Origin of the sequence: Gaetbulibacter aquiaggeris, from assembly GCF_044003965.1 — a bacterium.
GTDB lineage: Bacteria > Bacteroidota > Bacteroidia > Flavobacteriales > Flavobacteriaceae > Yeosuana > Yeosuana aquiaggeris.
Genome location: NZ_JBAWKC010000004.1, coordinates 235,739 through 262,726, shown reverse-complemented (window position 1 = coordinate 262,726; position 26,988 = coordinate 235,739). Strand labels below are relative to the sequence as shown.

Here is a 26,988-nt window from a genome sequence, read left to right as displayed (position 1 = left end):
TTACACTCTAATCGTAAAATGTTCTTTTTTTTGTTCACTTCTAAAAAAAACGAAGCCCCAGAAGAAAGTATCAATGGTTACGGTCACTTTTGGATGCTCTTTTATTAGCTTCCAGGCCTCAGTCATATTTTTGGACCAGTAAATATCGTCAAAAATAAAGACAGAATCATTATGAATAGCAGGTAAAAGTGCTTCAAAATATTCTAAAGTAGCTTCTTTTTGATGGTTGCCATCAAAAAACACCAAATCAAAGGGAGTAGAATTTAATCCTTTTAAAGCTTTTTTAAAATCATCATTAATAATGCTGATGCCATTTAACATGTTTTTTGAAAAATTTGATTTTGTAAATTCCGAAAGATTCGGGCATCCTTCAATTGAAGTGATTTTGGCCTTAGGATTTCCTAAATGCATAGCCTGTGTTGCGATACCTAAAGAAGTTCCTAACTCTAAAATAGTATCACTCTTGAAATATCGAACTAATCTGTGAATGAGTTTAGCCCTAAAAAATGAAGATCCGGCATGTTTAGCCATTTCTGAAATAGTTCTCATATTTGAATTGTTTTTATGAGAGCCACTTCCTAAATCTGTTATTTTAATTTTTAATTTATTTTTTATGAGTGCTTTTCTGTACTCTGATATGGTTTGATAACTCTGGTATGGGGTTTTATCATAAAAACATTGAGTAATTAGATCATATACAAAAGGAGAGTGCACACCATGCTGATTGGTTGATCTATATAAGAATTGAATGTATTTGATAATTTGATAAAACATTAATCTTCAAGCTTGGATGATAATTCAAACCAGCGTTCTTCTTTAGCATCCATTTCATCAATTATTTTTTGTAACCTTTCAGACAATTTTAAAATATCATCCTGAGAGAGTTCCGGATTATGGAATTTATGCTCTAGTTCTTTTTTGTCAAAAGCTAAAGACTTCAGCTTGCTTTCAATATTTTTAAGTTCTTTTTCTTCATTATAAGATAACTTGTTGTCTTCTGTCTTTTTCCAGGTATTTTTTTCTTTTTTCTCTTCTGATGCATTTGATTTGGCGGGCTGACTATCATCATACACTCTAAAATCGGTATAGTTTCCAGGAAAATCTTCAATAACACCATCACCTCTGAAAATGAATAAATGGTCCACTACTTTATCCATAAAATAACGATCATGAGACACGACTATAACACAACCAGGAAAATCTAGCAAGAAACTTTCAAGTACATTGAGGGTTACAATATCTAAATCATTGGTAGGCTCATCAAGGATTAAAAAATTGGGATTTTGAATTAAAACGGTACATAGATATAATCGCTTAAGTTCGCCGCCACTCAGTTTTTCAACAAAATCATATTGTTTTTTTCTGCTGAATAAAAAGCGTTCTAAAAGTTGTTGCGCACTTATTTGACGTCCTTTTTTAAGTGGTATGTAATCACCAAATTCGCGAATGACGTCAATCACTTTTTGATCTGGTTTAATGGTGATACCACTTTGAGTATAGTAACCAAATTTGACGGTTTCACCTAAAACAATTTTGCCGGAATCTGGTCTTATGGTTTGAGTTAGAAGATTTAGGAAAGTAGACTTACCCGTACCGTTTTTACCTATGATACCTAAGCGTTCGCCATTTTGAAACATATAACTAAATCCATCGAGAATCACCTTGTCTTTATAAGATTTAGATACTTTATGAAGTTCAATAATTTTATTACCCAAACGCTCCATGTTGAGTTCCAACTGCACTTGGTGGTCATTTCTGCGCTGGCTGGCTCGGTGCTTGATATCCTGAAAATCGTCAATCCTTGATTTAGATTTCGTGGTTCTGGCTTTAGGTTGCCTTCTAATCCATTCCAATTCTTTTTTAAAGAGTTGTTTGGCTTTGCCTGTTTCCGTGGTTTCTTGTTCAATGCGTGCTTCTCTTTTTTCAAGATAATAAGAGTAGTTTCCTTTATAACTGTACAATTCACCTTCATCTAACTCTATAATTTCATTACACACTCGTTCTAAGAAATAGCGGTCATGCGTGACCATAAATAGGGTGATGTTTTCTTTTGCAAAAAAAGCTTCCAGCCATTCTATCATTTCTAGATCCAAATGATTCGTTGGTTCATCTAAAATGAGTAGATCTGGTTTGTTGATAAGCGCATTCGCCAAAGACAATCGTTTTTTTTGTCCTCCGGAAAGGGTGCTTACTTTTTGATCTAAATTATCAAGTTTGAGTTTGAATAGAATTTGTTTGTATTGGGTTTCAAAATCCCAGGCCTGGTGACGCTCCATAGCTTCGAAGGCTTTTTGATAAGCTTCCTGGTCTTCATGATGCAACAAGGCTTTTTCATAATTTAAAATGACCTTCAAAATAGGATTGTCACTTGCAAAAATGGTTTCTTCAACCGTTAATGCCGGATTAAGTTTAGGGTCCTGAGGTAAAAATGAAACAGCAATGCCATTTCGGTAAGTGATATTACCAGAATCAGGTTCATCATCACCTGCAATAATATTTAAAATGGAGGTTTTTCCAGTCCCATTTTTAGCAATAAATGCTATTTTTTCATCCTTATGGATGCTAAATGAAATATTCTCAAACAGCGTTAATTCTCCGTAAGATTTTGATATGTTTTCAACAGTTAGATAATTCAAAAGATTCTTTTTTGCAAAGATGCTACAAATTACCAAAATTTGCTACATTAGTTTTTATATTCCTGTTGAAAGGTTATATTTGCTTTTAAACCATTTGCCCGCAATGAAACGATTGATTTTATTTATTTGTACACTAATCAGCGTGTTCTTTTCATCGTGTATTACCAATAAGGATGTCGTTTATTTTCAGGATAAAGGAACGGTTCTTAATGATTCTTTATTACTAAAAGAAACCTCTAAACCCTATCGCGTTCAGGTCAATGATATTTTAAGTATTAATGTAAAGGCATTAGATAATGAATTGACTAAAATTTTTAATCCGGTAGAAACCACCAATTCTAATGCATCTCAAGGAGGCGCACAACTATATTTTAATGGATTCACGGTTGATTTACATGGAAATATTAAATTCCCCATTTTAGGTGAAATTAACGTGTTAGGTTTCACTGTTGAACAAATAGAAGAAAAAGTTAAAAGTGAATTACTTAAGCAATATTTCAAGGATACTGCAGAATTATTTGTGACTGTAAAATTAGCAGGATTAAGATATACCGTTACTGGTGAAGTAAATGGCTCTGGTGTTTTTACTTTGTTTCAAGACCGTGTCAACATCATTGAAGCCTTAGCGAATGCAGGGGATATTAAAAATACTGGAGATAGAACCGATGTGATGGTGATTAGGCAATATCCGCAAGGTCAAAAAATTCACCATATAGATTTAACCGATCTGGTGGCCATGCAATCGCCCTACTATTATATTCAGCCAAATGATATGATTTTTGTAAAACCTTTAAAACGTAAAGCATTAGGTGCAGGGGAGACTTTTACACAGACTTTAACAACGGTGGCTTCTATTTTTGCAATTATTGTGTCGACCTATTTTTTAACTAAAAATCTTTAATGTAAAATCATGATTGAAGAATTTGAAGTTTCAGAATCGGCCTCTACTAGTTTTGATATCAAAAAGTTTTTATTCAGAGCCTTAAGCTATTGGAAATGGTTTTTGTTGCTTTTGGCTTTAGGTGTTTTTTATGTCTATCAAAAAAATATTAGGGAAGAGTTCTCTTATCGTTTAAGCACAAAAATATCCGTCGAGGATGACAGTAACCCCTTATTTACTTCCAATGCAAGCTTAACTTTTAATTGGGGTGGTGTCACTGCTAAGGTTCAGACTATGATCGTGACCATGAAATCACGTTCCCATCATGAAAAGGTGGTCGACAGGCTGGAGTTTTATAAAAGTTACTTAAAACAAGGTCGTTTTGCAAAACAGGATATTTATAAAGCAGCCCCTTTTAGGTTTGATCATGAATACAATTTCGGTCAGATAATCAATAATCCTATAAAATTAACCTTTTTGGATGCGGGTTCATTTGAATTAGAAGTTGAGTTTTTAGAAAATACTGTCGCAGTTCAAAACTATATCACTAAGGAGTTATCAAGAGTTGACGTGCCAACAGGTGTATTTAAAAAACAATTCAAAGTAGGTGAACTAGTAGATTTACCATTTTTAAAGGGCACTTTAGCATTAAATGAAAATCGAAATCCCACACCAGGAGAGGAGTATTTTATTCAGTTCAGTAATTTTGATAGTGTCGTTGCAAGTTATCAGGGAAGAACAGGTATAGCCAATACCAATAATTCACCCATTTTAGATATTTCTTTAATTGATAAGAATACAGAGAAAATTGTGGATTATTTGAATGCTCTGGTTACCGTGTTAAGTGAGGATCAATTGGAACGTAAAAACCAATATGCCTCCAATGCCATTATTTTTATAGACCAGCAAATTTCTAGAGTAAAAAGTGATTTATCTGATAATGCCGAAGCATTAAATGATTACCGAAAGAAGAATAAAATTTATAGCCTTGATGAAGAAAGCACTTTGCTGAATGAAAAACTCACCAATTTAGACTCAGATAAAGAGGGAATTAAGAGACAATTAAATTATTATTCCAATCTTAAAAACTATTTATTAACGAGTAGTTCTTTTACAGATATACCAGCACCTTCTATAGCTGGAATTGGTGATGCTAACATTTTAAATAACGTCGCAAAAATCAATGAGCTATCTGTTCAAAAATCAAAACTACAATATTCGGTTCGAAGTGAAACCTCTGTTTTTAATGATCTAAACAGACAAATAGAAGGACTGAAAAATGTGCTTTTAGAAAACATTAATGCAGCTGATAATGGTTTAAAAAGAGAGTTACAGACTATTAATACTAATTTAAGTAAGGTTGAGGCGCAATTCAGCAAGTTGCCAGAAGATCAGCAACAACTCATTACTATTGAGCGTCAATATACTTTAAGTGAGCAAACCTATAATGTGTTTTTGGCAAAACGTGGTGAGGCTGAAATTATCAAAGCCTCCAATGTATCCGATATTCTTATTATTGATTCTGCCAAGAATACAGGGGCGACCGTTTTAGGCAGGAATTTAAATATTCGTTATGTGTTTGCCTTTTTTGCTGCTCTGCTAATTCCATTATTGGTGGCCTTTCTCTTAACCGTTTTAGACAACAATATTCATAGTCCCATGGATTTGGAGAAATTGTCGTCTATTCCAATTTTGGGTGTTGTTGGCAAGAATCGTTTAGATAATAATTTAGTGGTTCATCGAAAGCCAAAATCAGCGGTTGCTGAGGCCTTTCGAGCCATACGTTCTAATTTACAGTATTACTATAAATCACAAATATCGGACGGTGCTAAAACCTTGATGGTAACCTCTTCAGTTAGTGGAGAAGGAAAAACATTTTGTTCCATTAATGTGGCAACGGTTTTTGCTTTAAGCGGTAAAAAAACGATTTTGGTAGGGTTAGATTTGAGGAAGCCAAAGATTTTTGGAGATTTTGGTATTCAAAATGATATAGGCGTTGTAAATTATTTAATTGGACAAAGTTCTTTGGAGGATGTGATTCAACATACTGAAATAGAATTTCTGGATGTGATTACGTCAGGTCCTGTACCTCCAAACCCATCTGAATTATTGATTAATGATAAGTTAAATGAATTAATCAGTGTTTTAAAAACAAAATATGATTATATCGTTTTAGACACGCCTCCTGTTGGTTTAGTCTCAGATGCTATGGAATTGCTGGAATATGTCGATGCCTCCTTGTATGTTGTAAGACAGGACTATACAAAAAAAGGAATGCTGAATTTTATAAATGAAAAACATAAAACTAAGCAGATAAAAAATATAAGTCTCATTTATAACGGCTATGACCAGAAAGCGAAGTATGGCTATGGATACGGCTATGGTTATGGTTATGGTTATGGCTATGGAAATTATGCAAATGGATATCATGATGATGCTAAATCGAAGTCAGGATTTTTTTCAATAGTAAAATCCTTTTTCAAAAAATAAAAAGTTAATAAACAAAGCGATTAATTTTTAAATAATTAAATTTTTGAATAAAAATGTAACAGATGAATGGCTTTATACCATTTCACCTAAAAAGAGTGCTATCAATCTAAATTTTAAAGAAATTTGGTACTATCGTGATTTGCTCTTATTGTTTGTAAAACGTGATGTCATTACACTTTATAAGCAGACTATTTTGGGGCCTCTATGGTATTTTATTCAGCCATTGTTTACATCGGTAATTTTCACATTGGTTTTTAATAATATTGCAGATATAAAAACAGGAGAGGGCGTACCACCTTTCTTATTTAATTTAGCAGGCATCAGTGCCTGGAATTATTTTAGTGCTTGCCTTAACGGAACCAGTGATACCTTTAAACAAAACCAGGGTATTTTTGGAAAAGTTTATTTTCCTCGTGTCATTATGCCCATGTCTACCGTGTTGTCTAACCTAATAAAATTTGGTATTCAGTTATTGGTATTTGTTTGTTTCTATATCTATTTTGTATTTTTTACAGATAGCGCCTATAATACAGGGCTAACTATTGGCATTATTTGGCTTCCTTTAGTGGTTTTAATTATGGCATTGTTAGGTTTAGGATTAGGAATGGCCATTTCATCGATGACTACTAAATACCGCGATTTAAGTTTTTTGGTAGGGTTTGGTGTTCAATTGCTCATGTATGGTTCTGCGGTTATGTACCCAATATCGTTAATACAAGAAAAAGCAGCGACAGGAATATTACCTGTTTGGGTGGGGAATTTGATAGAATATAATCCCATGACGACCGTTATAGAATTATTCAGACATATCACGCTTGGAGTGGGAGATTTTTCAATTTTTAAATTACTGTATGCTTTAATAATTAGTGTGATTATTTTTTTAATAGGACTGATTATTTTTAACAGAACAGAAAAACAATTTATTGATACGGTGTGATGGTGAGTAGTGAGTTGGGAATGGTGAGTAGTGAAAATAAAAAAAAGTGGATAATGGATCATAAGGATTTAGACGTTTGGAAAAAGAGCATGGACTTGGTTGAACTTATTTATGATTTTACGAAGTCATTTCCACAAGACGAAATAAATGGTTTGACAAGTCAAATGAAAAGAGTTGTAGTTTCTATTCCTTCTAATTTAGCAGAAGGAGCAGCTAGGAAAGGAGATAAGGAATTGATTCAGTTTTTAATGATTGCTATTAGTTCTATAACGGAATTAGAAACACAATATCTTATTTCTATTAGATTACGCTTTGCAGATAAGAATAAAGTTTTAGAAGATGCTATGGTAGAGGTAAAAAAGTTACTTCTAGGATTTAGAAATGATATTATTAAAAAGCATTAGGTTTGAGTAGCAACTATTCACATTTCACTATTCACATTTCATTATAGACATGAGTGATATTATATTAAAAGCCGAAAATATAAGTAAACAATACCGATTAGGATTGGTTGGCACGGGTACTATTAGTCATGATTTAAATCGTTGGTGGTATCAAGTTCGTGGTAAAGAAGACCCTTATTTAAAAATTGGTGAAGCAAATGATCGGAGCACCAAAGGAACATCTGATTATGTTTGGGCGTTGCAGGATATAAATTTCGAAGTCAAAAGAGGTGAAGTTTTAGGGATCATTGGTAAAAATGGCGCGGGTAAATCTACCTTGTTAAAAATACTATCTAAAGTAACAAGTCCCACAACAGGAGAAATCAAAACAAAAGGCCGTATAGCATCTTTGTTAGAAGTAGGGACAGGATTTCATGGTGAAATGACAGGTAGAGAGAATATCTTCTTAAATGGTGCTATTTTGGGGATGACCAAAAAGGAAATCACTTCAAAGATTGATGACATTATTGACTTCTCGGGTTGCGAACGTTATATAGATTCGCCAGTCAAGCGTTATAGTTCTGGAATGAAAGTACGTTTGGCTTTTGCGGTGGCCGCCTTTTTAGAACCAGAAATTTTGGTAATAGATGAGGTCTTGGCGGTTGGTGATGCCGAATTCCAAAAAAAAGCCATAGGCAAAATGCAGGATATTAGTAGAGGGCAAGGGCGAACGGTATTGTTTGTGAGCCATAATATGGCGGCGGTTAAGAGTTTATGTACACGGACAATTGTATTGGAAAATGGAATTTCAGTATTTGATGGGACAGTTGATGAAAGTATAGAGTATTATATCAAAAACAATGTTAAGGATAAGCTTTCATCTGAATATTTTAATAAAAACAATGATAAGCCAATAAAAGGGGTGAAAATATTGGAAAATATTTTAATATCGGGAAAACAAATGACAATAGTTATAAAAGCCGATTTAATGAAATATGATAAAGGAAATCTTCATATTGGAATTTACGATGTTAATGATGAGAAATTAGTGCATATTTCATCTGAATATTTTGATGAAGGGTATTTAAATAACACTAAAAACGTTTTTAAGTGTACAATACCCAAACTAGCTCTTACCGAGGGAAGATATTATGTAAATATTGGATTAATTGCTAATAACTTAATAGTTGATGAAGTTAAGGAGTGTTTAAATTTTGGGGTTTTAAATGGTGATTTTTATAATTGTGGTTTTAATGTTAGAGCATCAGCATTAAAAGCCAAAACGTTAATTGATTTTGATTGGGAATAATAAAATAGCACTTTTTGGAACTTTCGATGTTGATAATTATGGAGATTTGTTATTTCCATTTTTAGCTGAACATAGGCTTGAAAACTATAAATTGGAGTTTGTTTCACCAACCAACACAAAAACAATCTTTAAAGATGCTAAAAGTATAATTTGTTTTGATGATTGTGTAAAAAAAAATTACAATGCAGTCATTATTGGGGGTGGAAATATATTACACTTAAAACCAAATGTAAATACAGTTTATGGTATAACCGGGTTTAGTTACGCTGACTTATGGATTGGAGCGATTAAGTTAGCTGGAGAAAGTAAAATCCCAAGCTTATTCAATTCTCCTGGAATTCCAGAAAAATTTAAAAGTGATATTGAAGAAAAAATAGTATATGATGCTTTGATAAGCTGCAGTTATATTTCAGTTCGTGAGATTTATAGTGAAAAAATTATTAAAGATTTATTTAATCAGGAGATTATTGATATAAATGTAGTACCTGACACCGCTTTTGAGATAAGTAAAGTTTGGCCTTTAGAAAATCAATTGAAGAATAACGTTATAACTATTAATCTTAATAGTAGATATCATAATCCTGCTGACGAAACTGCAAAGTGGATTGATAAAATAGCTTTAAAATTCAATAGCGATATAAATTTTGTGGTAATAGGAGAATGTCACGGAGATTCTATCTTTACTAATCTTGTGGCAAAAAGGATAGTCTCAAAATATGAAATACATAGATCTGATAACCTAAAAGAACTAGCACAATGTATTGGAAGAAGTAGATTGTTTATTGGTTCCTCAATGCATGGTTTTATAACTGCGCTTTCATATAAGACACCTGCGTTTATGGTTTTAAATAACAAGCCTATGCATAAATTTTTAGGCTTATATGAGCTTTGCGATTTAAAAAAAGATAGTTTGTGTAGTTCCTTTAATGAATGTTATTTAAATATTGATAAACCAGCAATCCTCTCAAATCAAACTGTAAATAAAATCTCAACTTTATTGGATGCCCATTGGAACCATATAAAAAACCTGATTCAAAATAAACATATTACAAAAAGTACTCAAAATCTACAGAATTATAGATTGTTGTTAAAAATGAGCTTTAGAGAAAATAATTATAATTTTAAAAAATCACTGAGACTTAGGATTAAGAAAATTTTAAAAAAAATACTCAGTTTTGAATAGCACTACCATTATCATCGTTACTTTCAACGCCATGTCTTGGATAGACCATTGTCTAAAAAGCTGTGGAAATTATCCTATCATAGTGGTTGATAATGCCTCTACTGATGCTACCTTTGCCTATATACAAGCAACATATCCTAACGTGATAATCTTGCCTCAAACAGAAAACCTTGGCTTTGGGCAAGGTAATAATGTCGGCATTACGTATGCTTTAAAGCAAGGAGCGGAACACGTTTTTTTATTGAATCAAGATGCGTATTTACAGATTAATTGCCTGAATGTTTTAATTAAAAAACAACAGGAATACCCACAGTATGGCGTATTAAGCCCTGTTCATCTTAACGGAAAAGGCGATGCACTGGATTATAATTTTAAAAATTTTGTAAAGCGTTCTAAGGGATTTCTTATAGATAGCTTGTTTTTGAAAAATAATTTATCCCCTGAAATAGTAGATATTGATTTTGTTAATGCGGCTTCCTGGCTAATTTCAAAAGAATGTTTAAAAAAAGTCGGAGGCTTTAACCCCTATTTTTTTCAATATGGTGAAGATAGAGACTTTGTTAATAGAGTTTTATTCCATAAATGTAAATTGGGTATAGTGAGTAATGTTTATGTAAAACACGACAGAAACCAAAGCGATTCAAAAAAGAAAAAAGAAATGATAGATAGGCTTTTACTTGAAATAAAGTTGTTTGATTTGAATGATAACTTTAGTTTTGATCAATTAATTCAAAAACATAAAAAAGCAATTTTAAAAAGTTTGATAAAGTTTCGTTTTAAAGAATTTAATAATTGTTGCAAATTATATGTATATTTTAGACAGAAAAAAACAGTAATTAACCATTATAAAAATAGTTTAAAATCACAGAAAGAATTTCTTTTCATTGAACTTTTATGAATCTCGTTTCTATCATTATTCCCACCTTCAACCGTGCTCATCTTATTACAGAAACACTAGACAGCGTGTTAGCACAGACTTACACAAAATGGGAATGTGTTGTAGTAGATGATGGTAGTACTGACAATACAAAATCAGTATTACAAAACTATATAAAAAAGGATTCAAGAATAAAATTTATTGAACGACCAATAAATAGGTTAAAAGGAGCTAATGTTTGTAGAAACTATGGATTAGAACACAGTAAAGGTGATTACATTCAATGGTTTGATAGTGATGATATTATGCTTTCTGAATTTTTAGAATCTAAAGTGAAACTACTTCAAAATACCAATTATGATTATCTTATAACACTTACACAAGATTTTAAACATCCAAATATTAACGATAGTTTAGAGATTAATAGCAAATATTACACATTTGATAAATTCAAAATTACCCATTATAATTATTGCACTCAAAAACTAAATTGGCTAACCCCTGATTTGTTTGTAAAAAGGCAATTATCCAAACAAATTAAATACAATGAAAATTTACATTCAGGACAAGAATTTAATTTTAATTGTAAACTCACTGCAATATCAGAAAATGCACTTTTAAAACAAGTTGTATTGACAAAACGACGAATGCATGATGATTCTGTAAAAGGAAATTTAATTAAGAAACCGCAACAGTATATTTATGAAAGAGGTCTCATTTATTATTACAATTGGTTAGATTTAAAAAAGTTAAAGTCACTAACTACGGTAGATACAATACCTTATTTTTTTAACCAAACAGTAAACAACTCTATTAATATGGAAGTGGATTATCCCATAAAAAGAATTTTAATAATTTCTTTTGAGTTTTTACGATTAGGGCAAATAAAATCTATGGTTTTATATCTTACTTACCAGTTTACCGGAAGGATTTTTAACAAAGGGTATATTTTTAGAAAATTATTTTTAAAAAGTTTACAAAAATGACAATGGTTTCAATAATCATACCAATTTACAATAGAGCTCACTTGGTTGGAGAAACTTTAGATAGTATTCTAAATCAAACTTATGAAAATTGGGAATGTATATTGGTTGATGATGGAAGTACAGATAATACAGAAGAGGTTATTGGTGAATATGTTGAAAAAGATGCTAGATTTAAATATTATAAACGTCCTGAAGAAAGACCAAAAGGAGCAAATGCCTGTAGAAATTATGGTTTTGAATTAAGTAAAGGAACTTATATTAATTGGTTTGATAGCGATGATATAATGCTGAAAAATTTTATAAGTTGTAAGCTAAAAGCAATAGAAGAGACTAGTTTTGACTTCGTTTTTTCTAAGACAGTGAACTTTGATAATACTGGGCATGAGTTTGAAATTTCTGAAAATGATAATAAAAATAAAGCTATCACGGCTAATAATTATATTTTGGGTTTAGTAACATGGTACACTCCAGATTTTTTTGCTAAAAAAAAATGTTTGGAAGGTATTATATTTAATGAATTATTGAACTCTGGACAGGAATATAATTTTTTTGTAAAAGTATTGTTACACACTAATAGAGGTTTGTTTCTAGACAATATTTTAACTAGAAGAAGAATACATGATAATTCAATCCAACAGCAGTTATTAAAGAGTGTAAGTAAGAGGAAAAAAGAAAGATTATTTAATGAATTTGTACTGTTAAATGATATAGAAGGAAAAGTTCCTAAAGAAATAATCAGGAGGTGTTTTAAACGCTTAATTAGTTTAAGTTATGAAACTCAAAAAAAATTCACTCTCAGAAAAGTACAGTTTACCGTGTTGAAAGAATTAATAAAGTTTGGTGATTTAAAAGTGATATGTTGTTATACTATGTGGATAATAACTAATTTTATCATCGGTAAAGGCTATTTTTGGATTAAACAAGCACAACACGTTTTAAATGATGAATGGTAAACAATTAAATGTATCTAGTTTAATATCAGTAGTAATACCTTGTTTTAACGATGGTCAATTTGTCGAGCAAGCTGTTTATTCAGCTTTAAATCAAACCTATCCAAACATAGAAGTTATTGTTGTTGATGATGGTTCAAATTCAGAAACGAAACAGGTTTTGAAAATACTTGAACTTAAAATCACTAGGTTAATCACTCAAGAAAATCAAGGGCAAAGTAAAGCAAGAAATATTGGAATCAAAGAAGCTAAAGGAGAGTATATACTAGTTTTAGATAGTGATGATTTTTCTGAACCTACATTTTGTGAAAAAGCCATGCATATACTCACATCTGATATGGATACTAAGATAGTTAGTTGCTATGCAAATTTAATTTTAGAAAATGGGATCACGACGCGCTTCGAACCTCAAGGTGGAAGTATTAAAGATTTTCTTTTTTTTAATCAATCATTAGGTACTTCAATGTTTAAAAAGGAAGATTGGGCATTTTGTGGAGGTTATGATGAAACTATGCGGAATGGATTTGAAGATTGGGAGTTTTTTATAAGGCTTTTAAAAAATGGTGGAACCGCTAAGGTTATTAAAGAGCCTTTATATAATTATAGAAAGAGATTAAGCTCTACAACTTCCATTGCCAATAAAAATAAATATGAGTTGCTCAATTACATCCTTTTAAAACATAAAGAGTTATACATTAATAATTATGAGTTAACAATAATGCATTTGTTGAATAAGGCTGAAAGAGAAGAAAAGGAAAAAATAAAAAATAATGAGCGATTGGAATTTAAAATTGGTCGAACCATTTTAATACCTATTCGTTGGGTAAAATCGCTTTTAAAATGAACTTGTTTCCAAAAGTTTCAATCATCATGGCAACCTACAATAGATCACATTTTATTGTAGAAGCCTTAAAATCCATACAAATACAAACCCATACCAATTGGGAATGCTTAATCATTGATGATGGAAGCAACGATAATACGGAAGAAATTTTAGAACCTATATTAAAAGAAGATAATCGATTTCAATATTATAAACGCCCCTCAACTTATAAAAAAGGCTTGCCAGGCAGCAGAAATTATGGTTTGGGTTTAGGAAAAGGAGATTATATTATTTTTTTTGATGATGATGATGTAGTACATCCGTTATGTTTAGAAATTTGTTTATCTGTATTTAATACCGTTCATGATGTGTCTTTTTGTAATTATAAGAAAGCCGCTTTTTTTGAGAAGCTTGATTATGATATAATCGATAGAAATAAAGAATATCATTTTGACATAACCAAAGATGATTTATTAGAAAACGTTGTCACACAAAAAATTCCTTTTGCATCTTGTACAGTTTTATGGAAAAAGGAATGTTTTGAAAAAAGTGTTTTTAATGAAGATTTGATGTATGCAGAGGAGTGGGAATGTTATCAGCGAATACTCAGTAACAAGTTTAAGGGTGTCGTTATAGATAAAGTGTTGTATTTTAATAGAAAACATGCCAATTCAAACACTGGTGAATTCTGGAAAGGTGATGCTGTACGCGTGGCATCCAAAAAAAAAGCCATGATATTAGTTGTTAGCAATTTGTACAAAGAACAACTCTTAACACCATATCTGTTTAAATACTTAGTAAATTACGCTATCTCGTTTAGGGATTTTAAATTGGTTAAAAATATTCTTAACATTACAAATCCAAAGTGGTACTTAAAGTTATTTTACAAACTAAAATATTATCAGTTTCCTGTTTGGGTTTTTTATAAGGTTAAAATAAAAAAATGATAATAGATATAATTGCTGGTGCAAGACCAAATTTTATAAAAATAGCTCCTTTAGTTGATGCATTAAAGTCTCATATAGCTAATGGTTTAAACATAAGTTATAGACTGATACATACTGGGCAACATTACGATGAAAAGATGAGCTCTCAATTTTTCAAAGAACTAGGCATACCTGAACCAACTATTAATTTTGGAATAGGAAGTGGTAGTCAAGCATCACAAACAGCTGCTATTATGTTGTCTTATGAGAATCTATTGCTTGTTCAAAAAAGTAATTTATGCATAGTTGTAGGAGATGTTAATTCAACCATGGCTTGCTCTATTGTTGCAAAAAAAAACAATATAAAAGTTGCCCATGTAGAAGCTGGAATAAGATCTCGAGATATGACAATGCCGGAAGAAATAAACAGAATTATAACCGATAGTATAACTGATTATTTTTTTACTACTTCACAATCAGCATGTGATAATTTAAGAGCAGAAGGGGTTGCTTCAGATAAAATTTTTTTTGTAGGAAATACAATGATTGACACTTTAGTTAAGTTTAAAGATCATTTAAAAAGACCTCCAATTTGGAACGAATTAAATCTTCAAAAAAAAGAATATATATTGTTAACATTGCATAGACCATCTAATGTTGATGTGTCAGAAAATTTAAAATTAGTATTAGAGAAAATATGTGAGAATTCTAAAAATACGCCAATCATATTTCCGGTACATCCTCGAACTTTAAAAGTCTTAGAAACTTTCGAAATAAATTATAATAATTTACACTTCACTGAGCCAATGGGATATTTAGAATTTAATTTTCTTACAAAACATGCCATGGTTGTAATAACTGATTCAGGAGGTATAACAGAAGAAACCACTGTTATGGGGGTTCCCTGCATTACTTTTAGAGAAACTACTGAAAGACCTGAAACAGTATCTATTGGGACTAATGAATTAGTTGGAACAAATCCAGAAATTTTCAATTCAATTTTAAATATTGTTTTTGATGGGAAATGGAAAAGAGGAAATATTCCTGATAAATGGGATGGCAAAACAGCAGAAAGAATTCTTAGTGTTTTAAAGAAGATTATCATTGATAAATCAATTTAGATAATGTTGAATCAAATTTCACAAGTATTAGTAATAGTAGATTCAATTAATGTAAATGATAGTAGTGCCTCAAAAGGAAGAGTAGCTTTAATAAATAATCTTTCTAAAATAGGTTATCATGTCACAGTTATGCATTACACACAAAATGATATTTACTTAAAAGGTGTTACCTGTGTTTCAATAAAAGAAAAAAAATATACACCATTATATTTTTTAAGTAGAACACAACGGGTCATTCAACGTTATTTTAAAATTAACTTAGCTGCCTGTTTAGAGTCTGTTTTTGGTTTTTCTTTTACTTTTTTTAATGATGTAAATAGCATAAAAGCAGCGTTGAAAAAACTGGATATTTCAAAATTTGATTTGATATTGACATTAAGTAAAGGCGCAAGTTTCAGGCCGCATTATGCAATAAACAAACTGCCGGTTTTACATGAAAAATGGATGGCATATATACACGATCCTTATCCCATGAGTTGTTATCCGCAACCATATCAGTGGAATGAACCTGGACATAAACAAAAACGACTTTTTTTTAAAGAAGTCTCAAAAAATGCCAAATATTCAGCATTTCCAAGTTTGTTGTTACAAGAATGGATGTGTAATTACTTCCCTAATTTTATTAAAACCGGTATCGTGATACCCCATCAAAATTTTAAAGAAGAATTAATAAATTTAAAAGTCCCAAGTTATTTTGATACAACAAAGTTTAATGTGCTACATGCAGGAAACTTAATGAAGCAGCGTAATCCAGAAGGTTTAATAAAGGGCTTTGAGCTGTTTCTTGAAAACAAACCAAAAGCTAAAGAAGACTCTCAGCTTTTGTTATTGGGTAATGCTGATTATCATAAAGAGTCTATTAATAAATTTGCGACTAGTTTACCTCAGCTATTTATAAAACTTATGAATGTTCCTTTTATTGAAGTTTATTATTTGCAAAAACAGGTATCTGTAAATGTTATTTTAGAAGCAAATTCAGAGATTAGTCCATTTTTGCCCGGTAAGTTTCCTCACTGTGTTGAAGCAGACAAACCAATATTACATTTAGGTCCAAATCATAGTGAAACGAAGCGTTTACTTGGTGAGAATTATGAATATTGGACAGAAATTGATAATGTGAAAACGATTTCTGAAATATTAGAAAAACTTTATAGCGAATGGTTAAATAAGACCAAAACGTTACGTTTAAATAGACCGGATTTAGAAAACTATTTAGGAAAAGAGTATTTAAAAGAACAACTCGAAAAGGTGTTTGACAATGACTAAGTTTTCTATATTAATCGCTACAAAAAACAGACTTAATGATTTAAAAACAACATTAAATCAATTAGCTTATTTTATTCAAAACGATAATATCGAATGTATTATTTGTGATGATGGCTCTAGTGACGGAACTTCTAAATATTTAAGGGATAACTACCCAAATATTATTTTAATACAACATCAAAAGTCTAAAGGGTTAATAGCAAGTAGAAACGAATTGCTTAACTTAACAAAAGCATCTTATGCTATTACTTTGGATGATGATGCTCATATACTATCGCAAAACCCTTTAGAAATAATTGAGACATTTTTTGAATCCAATAAAAAATGTGCTGTGATTGCTTTTAGAATATTTTGGGGTAAAAATGTATTACAAAATACCGAACATAATTTAAAACCACAGAGAGTAAAAAGTTTCGTGGGTTGCGGACACGTTTGGAGAATGGCAGCCTGGAAAGATATACCAAACTATCCAGATTGGTTTGTGTTTTATGGTGAAGAGGCGTTTGCAAGTTATCATCTATTCAAAAAAAAATGGGAAGTACATTATGTTCCCAATGTTTTGGTTCATCATAGGGTTGATATAAAAAACAGGAAAAAGGAAAAAGATTACCAATTCCGTTTAAGGCGTTCATTACGTTCGGGTTGGTATTTGTATTTTTTGTTTTATCCGTGGGAATTAATTCCAAAACGGTTTTTATATACCTTATGGATTCAATTTAAAATTAAAGTATTTAAAGGGGATATTAAAGCATTTTTGGCTATTATACAGGCTTTGAGCGATGTTAGTATCAATTTGTCACGTTTGTTTAGAAATTCAAACAGGTTATCAAAACAAGAATTTTTGGAGTATTCAAAACTTCCAGCTACAAAACTATATTGGAATCCAAAAGATTTATAAATTTATAAGCATCTTAAAAAGATACTCAATGAGTATAAAAACAGAAACATTTAAAAACCGTACTATTTTCGCAAACACCATGCTAGATAGGTATTATTCTAAATCACCAAATTTAATTGTGAGTGATATTGGAACAGGTTTTGGGCATATGAAGGATAAAATTGAATCTTTAAATAGAAAGTGGCAGCCATTTGATTCTGTTAAAAAAATAGACGAAACTATCATATGGAATTTAAATGATGAAGGTCCTCGTGGTGTTAATAATGCAGGAATAGTTATGTTTTTAGAAGTGTTAGAGCATTTAAATAAGCCGCTTCTGGGAATTCAAAATATCGCCAATCATATCGCAGAAGGTGGTTTTTTAGTATTAACTACTCCTATCCTTAAATCTAGTAAAAATATCTTAAGTTTGTTTTTACGAGGTTTGTTGTATGCATTTCAAGAAAAACACCTAATAGAAAACCATGTATTCACTCCTTTGTAGCATGTAGTAGAACATTTTTTAAAACAGTGTGGTTTAGAAATTTTGGAATATGCCATTGTTGATACTCAATATAAAGAAAGAAAAATAGCGTCAGTCAAAGATTGGGTGAAATCTAAAATTGAATCATTTATTGAATATAGAAACCCTTTAGCTAAAGGTATGAGTTATGAAATAGTTCCTAAAAAAAAATGTAAATATGATATTGATAGAAAAACATTGAAAACGATAGCCATCATACCAGCAAGAGGAAACTCCAAGCGATTACCCAATAAAAATATTAAATTATTAGGAAATATTCCGTTGTTAGTACATAGTATCAATTACGCAAAGCAGTATGAATTTATTGACGCTATATATGTAACAACTGATGATGAAAACATTAAAAACATAGCCTTACAACATGGCGCTTTAGTTATTGATAGACCATGTAATTTGTCAGGTGATTTAGAACCAACAGTTTCAGCTTTAAAACATGTTTTAGAAAGTATTAAAGAACAAGTTGAAAACGTTGTTTTATTACAACCTACAAATCCGTTAAGACCAAAACATTTATTAATAGAGGCCATTGAATTATTTAAAAAAAGAGGATGTGATAGTTTGTTTACGGTTTCGAGGAATCATCAGAAGTTTGGAACAATTAAGAATGATGAATTCAAACCATTTAATTATAAAATTGGGCAACGTAGTCAGGATTTAGAACCTTTGTATTTTGAAAACGGCTTGTTATATATTACAAAATCAAAGCATATTTTAAATAACGAAATAATTACATCAAATGTATTTCCACTAATAGTCAACCATCCTTTTACATCCATTGATATTGATAGCCAAGTAGATTTTGATTTAGCAGAATTTATTTTAAACAACTATTAAAATAATAATGAGTAAGTTTTTAATAAAAAAAATAGCAGAAGAAAACTATAAGTTTTTTTGTGAATTAAATGGGAGTGATTATATAGCTTCAGAATTTGCGCTTTTTACTATTTTAAATTTAATTCAAAAATTTAAAATAAAAAGTGTTTTGGAATTGGGAATGGGGATTGGTTCAGTTTCCGATACAATCCTAAAATGCTCAAAAGAAAAAAAAGAGTCTTTAAGTTATTATGGTACAGAGTTAAATGAATTTTGTTTGTCTGTTCTACCAATTAATGTTAAATATTTTAATGATGTGAAATTATTTGATGAACTTAAAAGTATTGATAATAAAACATTTGATTTGATTATTATTGATGGTTTAGATAATTCATTGCATCAAATTAAGAATTATGTAAAGACACATACAATACTATTTGTAGAAGGAGATCGTAGTATTCAAACCCAAACTTTAAAGAGTTTATTTCCAAAACATTATTATGTTAATGTGATTACTTTAAAGAAAAATCCTACTTATGTTCATGGAGGAAATAGTTTTGAAAATTATTTAGGTGGAGGTCAGTTGATATTTATAAACCCAACTTTTTTAATGAAGATATATTGGTTTAAAGAAAAAGTATTTACATACGTGAAACGAAAAGTTAGAAAATTTAATAATTGATGAATTACCCATTCATAGAAATTGCAAACCGAAAAATAGGACTGGATTATCCACCTTTGGTCATTGCCGAAATTGGTATCAATCATGAAGGTTCGTTGGAAGTAGCAAAACAAATGGTCGATGCAGCTCATAGAGCAGGTGTAGAGGTTGTAAAACACCAAACACACATTGTTGAAGACGAAATGAGCTGTGTTGCTAAACAAGTAATCCCAGGAAACGCTAATGTGTCCATTTATGACATCATGGAACGTTGTTCTTTTAATGAAGAAGATGAATTTGAATTAAAAAATTATGTAGAAAGTAAAGACATGATTTTTATTTCAACACCTTTCTCACGTGCTGCTGCTGAACGTTTAAAACGGTTTGATGTACCCGCTTATAAAATAGGGTCTGGTGAGTGTAATAATTACCCATTATTAGAGCATATTGCGCAATTTGGGAAACCTGTTATTCTGAGTACAGGCATGAATACCATCGAAAGTGTTAAAAAAGCAGTCGCCATTTTTGATAAACATCATGTGCCAGTTGCTTTGCTTCATACTACTAATTTATATCCAACACCAAGTCATTTAGTGCGTTTTGGAGCTATGATAGAGTTGCATAAAGCGTTTCCAGATAAGGTATTTGGTTTAAGCGATCATACACTTAATAACAATGCTTGTTTAGGTGCTGTAGCTTTAGGGGCTTCTATTTTAGAACGCCACTTTACAGACCATATGAATCGTCAAGGTCCAGATATTGTTTGTAGTATGGATGAAATTATTTGTAAAAACCTCATTGTTGACAGTAAAGAAATGGCCTTAATGCGAGGCGGCACTAAAGAACCTGCGAAAGAAGAACAAGTTACCATAGATTTCGCTTTTGCGTCGGTTTGCAGTATTTCAAAAATAAAAAAAGGTGACCTATTTACGAAAGATAATTTATGGGTAAAACGCCCTGGTACAGGAAAGATTTTAGCAGAACATTTTGAAAGTATCTTAGGAAAGAAAGCTATTCGCGATATTAGAAATGATGAACAATTAACTTGGGGCGATATTGAATAAGGTAAAAAAAATAGCGTTTTTAACGGGTACACGGGCCGATTTCGGTAAAATGAAACCCCTTATTCAAATTCTTGAGGATAATAAAGATTTTGAACCTCATATTTTTGTTACCGGCATGCATCTTCTTGAAACTTATGGGTATACACTTATTGAAGTAGAGCGTTGCGGTTTTAAAAATATTTCTACATTTAGAAACGATACTGATGAAGCCAGTATGGATTTAACCTTAGCTAAAACCATTACAGGTTTTTCTGAATTTGTTAAACAAGTTCAACCCCATTTAATTATTATTCATGGTGATCGTGTGGAGGCTTTAGCAGGAGCCATTGTAGGTAGTTTAAACAATATTTTGGTGGCGCATGTTGAAGGAGGCGAATTATCTGGTACCATTGATGAATTGTTGCGCCATGCCACTAGTAAAATGAGTCATATTCATTTTGTTTCAAATGACAAAGCAAAATTGTTGTTAGAGCAAATGGGAGAGTTACCAGAATCTATTTATAGTATTGGTTCTCCGGACGTTGATATTATGTTTTCTAATGCATTACCAGATATACAAACCGTAAAATCCTATTATGATATTTCTTTTGAAACTTATGCCATGGCTATGTTTCATCCTGTAACCACCGAGCATAGGCAAATGGAAAACTACGCTAAGGAATTTGTAAATGCATTAATTGAAAGTAGTAAAAACTATGTGGTTATTTATCCAAATAATGACATGGGAAGTCAAACCATATTAAACGCTTACCAATTGCTTAATAAATATCTTAATTTTAGGGTATTTCCATCTGTTCGATTTGAATATTTTCTAACCTTGTTAAAGCATTCTGAATTTATTATTGGCAATAGTAGTGCCGGCGTGAGGGAAGCGCCTTATTATGGAATTCCTACTGTAAATATTGGCACAAGGCAAAATAACAGGGTTTTTTCAAAAGCTATTATTAATTCTGAATACACTGGCTTAGAGATTTTGAAAAGTATTGAACAGATAAAAAATATTAGTTTTCCTAAAGAAACCAATAATTTTGGTAATGGAAACAGTGCTGAAGAATTTTTAAAGGTTCTACAATCAGAATCACTTTGGAAAACAAATCATCAAAAACAATTTAGAGAGCTTTAATGAAAAAACTTGGATTGGTAATTACCGATGGCGTTGGCTTTAGAAATTTCATTTTAAGTGATTTTTTAAAATATGCAAATAAAACTTTTGATGAGGTTGTTATTCTATCATGTTTACCCAAAGAAATCTATAGTGAACACACTAATTTAAGAGTTATTGAACTTGATGTTTTTGTAGAAACTTTTAAAACCTGGTTTTTTAGAAAAGCTAAAGAAATTGCGCATTTAAAGCTAAATCAAAAAGGAAATTTAGGCATTCAAGATAATTTAAAAACAAATGATTCTAAACTAAAAACTAGTAGAGGATATGCAACGCGGTTTATCTACAAATTAACATCCGTATTTCATTCAGAATACAATATTCAACAATTTCAAAAGTTACAAAATAGTACCTTTGGTAATCATAAAATAACGATTGAATATGCTTCTATTCTAAAGGAAGAAGAATTCAACTTGTTATTTTTTACGCATCAGCGTCCGCCATATATAGCACCGTTGGTTTATGCTGCGCAAAAGAATAAATTAAAAACTGCAGCCTTTATTTTTAGTTGGGATAATTTAGCTTCAAAAGGTAGAATGGCTTCAAATTTTGATTATTACTTAGTTTGGAGTGATTTAATGAAACAAGATTTACTTCAGTTTTATACCGCAATCAACGAAGATCAAATTAAAGTCGTTGGGACGCCACAATTTGTGCCGTATGTAATGGATGATTATAAATTATCAAAAGAAGATTTTATTTCAGAATTCAATTTAGATTCTAATTTAATGACTATTTGTTTTAGTTGTGGCGATATTTCAACAAGTAAAAACGATGAGCTATATATTGAAACCATTGCAAAAGCTATTCAGAATAAAACCATTGAAACTGTTAATTTTATTGTTAGAACCTCGCCAGCTGAAGACCCCATTCGTTTTAAAACTTTAGTTCATAAATTTCCATTTATAAAGTGGAATTTTCCAAAATGGAAACAAGTTCGTGCCAACCATCAAGAATCATGGTCGCAACGTATTCCAACACTTGAAGATGTTAAACAATTGCGAGCATTGTTAGAATATTCCGATTTAAATATTAACATGCTATCTACCATGAGTTTAGATTTTATGTTGTTTGATAAGTCTGTTATTAACCCTGTTTTTGGAAATAAAACTAATGGTTTGTATGATGACCAACGGTTTCTTGGGTATGCTCACATACAACATCTAGTGAATAGTCAATCTTCAAAGGTTGTAAAAAACAAGATAGCGCTTTTAAATGCCATTTCAGTTTATTTAAATAATGATGAAGATTCTGCCAATCGTAAAAAATTTATTAAACAACAAGTAGGTGTTTCTTTAGAAGAAACAAATAAGCAATTAGTGTTAAGTTTAAACCAATGGATGTAAACCCTAAACATATTGCTATTATTTGCAACTACGAACTTCTTGAAAGCAGGGTTGGAGGAATGGACTATTTTTTCTGGGCTTTTAATAAAAAATGCATCGAAAAAAATATTAAAGTAGATTGGTTTTTTCCTAATAGAGCTTCACATGGAGATTATCATCAATTTAATATTATGCCTGCTAATAATGTAAGTCTGGAACAACACTTTACAACATATTTAAAAACACAAAAAGCTCAATATTCACATATCATCACCCATTTTATAGAGTTGTGTACGTCTTTTTATTCAACCATTAAAAAGCTACAAAGGGCAAAAGTTATTGTCGTTGATCATAACCCAAGACCTTTAGAAGGCTATTCACTTAAAAAGCGAATTAAGAAAAGAATAAAGGGATGGTTATATTCTAAGCATATTGATTTATTTATTGGAGTTTCAGACTATACAAGTCGTGCTATATTACATGATTTTGGTCGTTTTTTAAGAGATAAAACGCAAACAATATATAATGGTGTTTATATGGATGATATCATACCAAAAACTACTAAAAGAATTTTGATAAACCCTAAGTTTTTAGTGGTTTCGCATTTAAGAGAATCAAAAGGTATTCAAGATTTAATTAAGGCAGTTAGGGTATTGCCAAGTGATTTAAAATCAGATTTAAAAATTGATATTTATGGTGATGGTCCTTATAAAAATCAGTTGATTCAGTCAGTTTCTACATATAAACTAGAAGACAATTTTATTTTTAAAGGAAGTCATTCTAACGTCAATGAGTTGTACCAACATTATGATTATCTCATTCAGCCTACGCATATGGAATGTTTTAGCTTGTCTATTTTAGAAAGTTTAGCAGCTAATATTCCTGTAATTACAACACCTGTTGGTGGCAATTTAGAAGTTGTTACTCATAATGAAAACGGATTTATCTTTGAAACAAAAGATATTAAAGCTCTATCATCTATATTGAGTTCAGTAATTGAAGGAAATAAAAGTATTAAAGGAAATACTAGAACCTTAATTGAAAATAAATTTTCAATTAATACTATGGTATATAATCATATAGAAATTTTAGATATATGAAAATAGCCTTTCTAACTCCAGAATATCCGCATCTTAAAATGAAGAATGCTGGCGGGATTGGTACCAGTATTTTCAATTTATCAAAAGCCTTATCTGATTTAGGGCACGAAATAAACATTCTTGCTTATGGACAAGATAAAGACGATTATTTTTTGGAAGGTAACATTCATTTTTTCAAAATAAAAAACATGAAAGTTAAAGGGGTATCGCTTATTCTTACTCAAAAAAAAGTAGAGCGATTAATTAATTCCTTGTACGCTTCTGGTAAAATAGATATCCTAGAAGCTCCAGACTGGACTGGTTTTACCGCATTTGTAAATCCGAAATGCCCCTTAGTTATTAGAGAAAATGGAAGTGACACTTATTTTTGTTATTTAGATGATCGTAAAGTAAAATATAAAAACAAATTTCTTGAGAAACGGGCGCTTAAAAAAGCTGATGGCATTATAAGCGTGAGTGCCTTCACTGGTAATTTAACTAATGAGCTATTCAATTTGAATAGAAATTTTACAGTAATTCCAAACAGTATTGATGCGTCTTTGTTTCAGCCAAAACAAAGCGATTCAGAAAAAATAACTATTCTTTATTTTGGAACATTAATTCGAAAAAAAGGGCTTTTAGAATTGCCAGAAATATTTAATGTGGTTCACAATTCAAATAAGGAAGTAGAATTAATTCTTGTAGGAAAAGATAGTGCCGATATAAAAACAGGGTCCTCTTCAACTTGGCAATTAATGCAACCACTCTTCAATAAAACTGCCTTAAAAAAAGTAAGTTATTTGGGTGCTGTAGACTATTCTAGAATTCAAGATTTGATAAAAGATGCGACGGTTTGTGTTTTTCCTACCTTTGCTGAAGCCTTACCCGTGTCGTGGTTGGAGGCTATGGCTATGGAGAAGGCCATTGTGGCATCTAACATTGGTTGGGCAAATGAGATGATAGAAGATGGGAAGGAAGGGTTTTTAGTACATCCAACGCAACATAAACAATATGCAGAATGTATTTTAGAATTATTAGATGATGATAAAAAACGTCTTCAATTTGGCATTGCGGCTAGAGAAAAAGTGAAGCTTCAATTTAGTCATAATTTAATAGCGAAACGTTCGATAGAATTTTATAAAACATTACTCAAACCTTGATACATTTAAAAGAACATATCACATTAACAGGCGAGGAATTATTGTATCATGGCAATCCAGATTTAAAATTGCTAGATGAGTTGGCTTTAGGCGAAGGCGATATTTGGCATAGTAGTTTAGACCAAGGATATAAAAATACCTTTCCTGAAATTGTATATCAAACGGTGGTTTATTTTTGGTATGCCAAGGATTTTGATCATTTAGACAAATCGGTTAGTTGGCGTATAAATCCTAATGCTTTTGTTATAAGGAAACAGGTTTGGGAGATGTTTGGTGGGTTTGATTTTGATTACGAAAACATTCAAACATCTGCATTAGATTTTGGATTTAACACCTTACGATATCAAGGCGCCGTTCCTTTATTTATTAAAGGGTTATTTAATAAAACTGTTGAAGAAGTCACGATTTCAACGAAAGATATTTATACGTTTTATGTAAAAAATTTTAAACGGTCTCATAGTATTTATATGTTATTTCGTAGAGGTTTTTGGAAATTAAATGAAATCAATAGTTTTTGGTATGCAAAAAGGAATTTTCAGTTTAAAGATAAGTCAATCCTATTAAAATCAAGAGAATTACATGCCATCAATGAAACTCCAAAGGTGAGTTATATCATTCCCACCATGATGCGTCAGGATTTTACCTTAAATCTTTTAAACGATTTAGAAAATCAAACCTATAAACCGTTTGAAGTCATTGTTGTAGATGCAACGCCTGCAAACTCAAGAGATGAATTTTTATATGATACTAAAAACTATTCATTTAAAGTAATTTTTAAATGGCAAACCACTAAGGGAAGTTGTAGAGCAAGAAATGAAGCAATTGATCTATGCACAGGTGATTATGTTGTTTTTGGAGATGATGATATAAGAATTCAACCTAATTTTATTGAGAATCATATTCGATTATTGCAAACATATAACGCAGAAGCTTGCAATGGGTTGGATATTCGTGCGGATAATCAACAACAAGATTTATCCGATCTAGATGAAAAGTTAAAAGCTATGGGAGATGCACGTTGGAAGGTAGGTGCTGCACAATCATTCAGTAACGCTAATTCTTGTGTTTCAAGACGTGTTGTTAACTTATTAGTTGGTAACGATATTAATTACGATGGCGGTTATGGTGAAGATAGTGATTTTGGTTTGTCCATCACAAAACTGGGAGTCACTGTTTTACATAACCCATTTTCAGTTAATTTACATTTAAAACCTCCAGTTGGCGGTTACCGATTTTGGGGGCAACAAGCGGGGATAAAAGGCAAAAAAAGAAAACAACAACCTTGGGAATTAGACACACCTGTTAAGTGGATTGTCCCAATACCAAGCCCAACTATTATGTATCAATTGTTTAAACATTTCGACGAAAGACAACGTAAAGAGTATAAAATCAAGTACTTTGTGTTTTATTTTTCGAAAGCTAAATTAGCGCAATTGCCAATAAGAATTTTGAAATTCCCATTAAGAATGTTACAGTTTAATCGGTCAACTTTTTACGCAAAAAAACTTATTGCGTTAGGAAAAAGAACAAAATAAT

The 26,988-nt window shown here is 31.1% G+C and carries 25 protein-coding genes; 23 read left to right on the top strand and 2 right to left on the bottom strand.

Annotated elements, in window-relative coordinates:
* The gene (locus V8G56_RS12985; RefSeq protein ID WP_395438882.1) at positions 1–774 is read right to left on the bottom strand and encodes an O-methyltransferase; all 774 of its coding nucleotides are present in this window, start codon (positions 772–774) and stop codon (positions 1–3) included.
* Positions 774–2,636 (bottom strand): ABC-F family ATP-binding cassette domain-containing protein, encoded by a 1,863-nt coding sequence (locus V8G56_RS12980; RefSeq protein ID WP_395438881.1) that lies wholly within the window; start codon positions 2,634–2,636, stop codon positions 774–776. The genes V8G56_RS12985 and V8G56_RS12980 overlap by 1 nt, the downstream gene beginning before the upstream one ends.
* Before the next feature lie 103 nt (positions 2,637–2,739).
* Between V8G56_RS12980 and V8G56_RS12975 the strand changes: the two genes are divergently transcribed.
* Genes V8G56_RS12975 through V8G56_RS12865 form a run of 23 tightly spaced genes read left to right on the top strand, consistent with a single transcriptional unit; the run spans position 2,740 to position 26,987 of the window.
* Positions 2,740–3,537 carry a polysaccharide biosynthesis/export family protein gene (locus V8G56_RS12975; protein WP_395438880.1) on the top strand — a complete coding sequence of 266 codons (798 nt, stop codon included), beginning with the start codon at positions 2,740–2,742 and terminating at the stop codon, positions 3,535–3,537.
* Between the two features lie 9 nt (positions 3,538–3,546).
* Positions 3,547–6,006: a GumC family protein gene (locus tag V8G56_RS12970; RefSeq protein ID WP_395438879.1), complete on the top strand. Its 2,460-nt coding sequence runs from the start codon at positions 3,547–3,549 to the stop codon at positions 6,004–6,006.
* Positions 6,007–6,049: 43 nt separating this feature from the next.
* Complete coding sequence (locus tag V8G56_RS12965) at positions 6,050–6,943, top strand: ABC transporter permease (protein WP_395438878.1); 894 nt, start codon at positions 6,050–6,052, stop codon at positions 6,941–6,943.
* A 53-nt stretch (positions 6,944–6,996) separates the two neighbouring features.
* Complete coding sequence (locus V8G56_RS12960; protein WP_395438877.1) at positions 6,997–7,347, top strand: four helix bundle protein; 351 nt, start codon at positions 6,997–6,999, stop codon at positions 7,345–7,347.
* Positions 7,348–7,396: 49 nt separating this feature from the next.
* The gene (locus V8G56_RS12955; RefSeq protein ID WP_395438876.1) at positions 7,397–8,635 is read left to right on the top strand and encodes an ABC transporter ATP-binding protein; all 1,239 of its coding nucleotides are present in this window, start codon (positions 7,397–7,399) and stop codon (positions 8,633–8,635) included.
* Positions 8,622–9,818: a polysaccharide pyruvyl transferase family protein gene (locus V8G56_RS12950; protein ID WP_395438875.1), complete on the top strand. Its 1,197-nt coding sequence runs from the start codon at positions 8,622–8,624 to the stop codon at positions 9,816–9,818. The genes V8G56_RS12955 and V8G56_RS12950 overlap by 14 nt, the downstream gene beginning before the upstream one ends.
* Positions 9,811–10,716 carry a glycosyltransferase gene (locus V8G56_RS12945; protein WP_395438874.1) on the top strand — a complete coding sequence of 302 codons (906 nt, stop codon included), beginning with the start codon at positions 9,811–9,813 and terminating at the stop codon, positions 10,714–10,716. Before V8G56_RS12950 ends, V8G56_RS12945 begins: the two co-directional genes overlap by 8 nt.
* Positions 10,713–11,681: a glycosyltransferase family 2 protein gene (locus V8G56_RS12940; protein ID WP_395438873.1), complete on the top strand. Its 969-nt coding sequence runs from the start codon at positions 10,713–10,715 to the stop codon at positions 11,679–11,681. The genes V8G56_RS12945 and V8G56_RS12940 overlap by 4 nt, the downstream gene beginning before the upstream one ends.
* Positions 11,678–12,634 carry a glycosyltransferase family 2 protein gene (locus V8G56_RS12935; protein WP_395438872.1) on the top strand — a complete coding sequence of 319 codons (957 nt, stop codon included), beginning with the start codon at positions 11,678–11,680 and terminating at the stop codon, positions 12,632–12,634. Before V8G56_RS12940 ends, V8G56_RS12935 begins: the two co-directional genes overlap by 4 nt.
* On the top strand, positions 12,621–13,475 hold the full coding sequence (locus tag V8G56_RS12930; RefSeq protein ID WP_395438871.1) for a glycosyltransferase: 855 nt from the start codon (positions 12,621–12,623) through the stop codon (positions 13,473–13,475). Before V8G56_RS12935 ends, V8G56_RS12930 begins: the two co-directional genes overlap by 14 nt.
* Positions 13,476–13,501: 26 nt before the next feature.
* Positions 13,502–14,401, top strand: coding sequence for a glycosyltransferase family 2 protein (locus V8G56_RS12925; protein WP_395438870.1), 900 nt, complete (start codon positions 13,502–13,504; stop codon positions 14,399–14,401).
* Positions 14,398–15,501 (top strand): non-hydrolyzing UDP-N-acetylglucosamine 2-epimerase, encoded by a 1,104-nt coding sequence (gene wecB, locus V8G56_RS12920; protein ID WP_395438869.1) that lies wholly within the window; start codon positions 14,398–14,400, stop codon positions 15,499–15,501. Before V8G56_RS12925 ends, wecB begins: the two co-directional genes overlap by 4 nt.
* Before the next feature lie 3 nt (positions 15,502–15,504).
* The gene (locus tag V8G56_RS12915; protein WP_395438868.1) at positions 15,505–16,767 is read left to right on the top strand and encodes a glycosyltransferase family protein; all 1,263 of its coding nucleotides are present in this window, start codon (positions 15,505–15,507) and stop codon (positions 16,765–16,767) included.
* Positions 16,760–17,665, top strand: a complete 906-nt coding sequence (locus V8G56_RS12910; RefSeq protein WP_395438867.1) for a glycosyltransferase family 2 protein — start codon at positions 16,760–16,762, stop codon at positions 17,663–17,665. The genes V8G56_RS12915 and V8G56_RS12910 overlap by 8 nt, the downstream gene beginning before the upstream one ends.
* Positions 17,666–17,693: 28 nt before the next feature.
* Complete coding sequence (locus V8G56_RS12905) at positions 17,694–18,149, top strand: class I SAM-dependent methyltransferase (RefSeq protein WP_395438866.1); 456 nt, start codon at positions 17,694–17,696, stop codon at positions 18,147–18,149.
* 42 nt (positions 18,150–18,191) lie between these two features.
* Positions 18,192–19,022: an acylneuraminate cytidylyltransferase family protein gene (locus tag V8G56_RS12900; protein WP_395438865.1), complete on the top strand. Its 831-nt coding sequence runs from the start codon at positions 18,192–18,194 to the stop codon at positions 19,020–19,022.
* 7 nt (positions 19,023–19,029) lie between these two features.
* On the top strand, positions 19,030–19,683 hold the full coding sequence (locus V8G56_RS12895) for a hypothetical protein (RefSeq protein WP_395438864.1): 654 nt from the start codon (positions 19,030–19,032) through the stop codon (positions 19,681–19,683).
* Positions 19,683–20,726 (top strand): N-acetylneuraminate synthase family protein, encoded by a 1,044-nt coding sequence (locus V8G56_RS12890; protein ID WP_395438863.1) that lies wholly within the window; start codon positions 19,683–19,685, stop codon positions 20,724–20,726. The genes V8G56_RS12895 and V8G56_RS12890 overlap by 1 nt, the downstream gene beginning before the upstream one ends.
* Positions 20,719–21,849, top strand: coding sequence for a UDP-N-acetylglucosamine 2-epimerase (gene neuC, locus V8G56_RS12885; RefSeq protein ID WP_395438862.1), 1,131 nt, complete (start codon positions 20,719–20,721; stop codon positions 21,847–21,849). The genes V8G56_RS12890 and neuC overlap by 8 nt, the downstream gene beginning before the upstream one ends.
* Positions 21,849–23,234, top strand: a complete 1,386-nt coding sequence (locus tag V8G56_RS12880; RefSeq protein ID WP_395438861.1) for a hypothetical protein — start codon at positions 21,849–21,851, stop codon at positions 23,232–23,234. Before neuC ends, V8G56_RS12880 begins: the two co-directional genes overlap by 1 nt.
* The gene (locus V8G56_RS12875; RefSeq protein ID WP_395438860.1) at positions 23,225–24,313 is read left to right on the top strand and encodes a glycosyltransferase family 4 protein; all 1,089 of its coding nucleotides are present in this window, start codon (positions 23,225–23,227) and stop codon (positions 24,311–24,313) included. The genes V8G56_RS12880 and V8G56_RS12875 overlap by 10 nt, the downstream gene beginning before the upstream one ends.
* Complete coding sequence (locus V8G56_RS12870; protein ID WP_395438859.1) at positions 24,310–25,452, top strand: glycosyltransferase family 4 protein; 1,143 nt, start codon at positions 24,310–24,312, stop codon at positions 25,450–25,452. The genes V8G56_RS12875 and V8G56_RS12870 overlap by 4 nt, the downstream gene beginning before the upstream one ends.
* Positions 25,449–26,987, top strand: coding sequence for a glycosyltransferase family 2 protein (locus V8G56_RS12865; RefSeq protein WP_395438858.1), 1,539 nt, complete (start codon positions 25,449–25,451; stop codon positions 26,985–26,987). The genes V8G56_RS12870 and V8G56_RS12865 overlap by 4 nt, the downstream gene beginning before the upstream one ends.
* The last annotated feature ends 1 nt before the right edge of the window (position 26,988 follow it).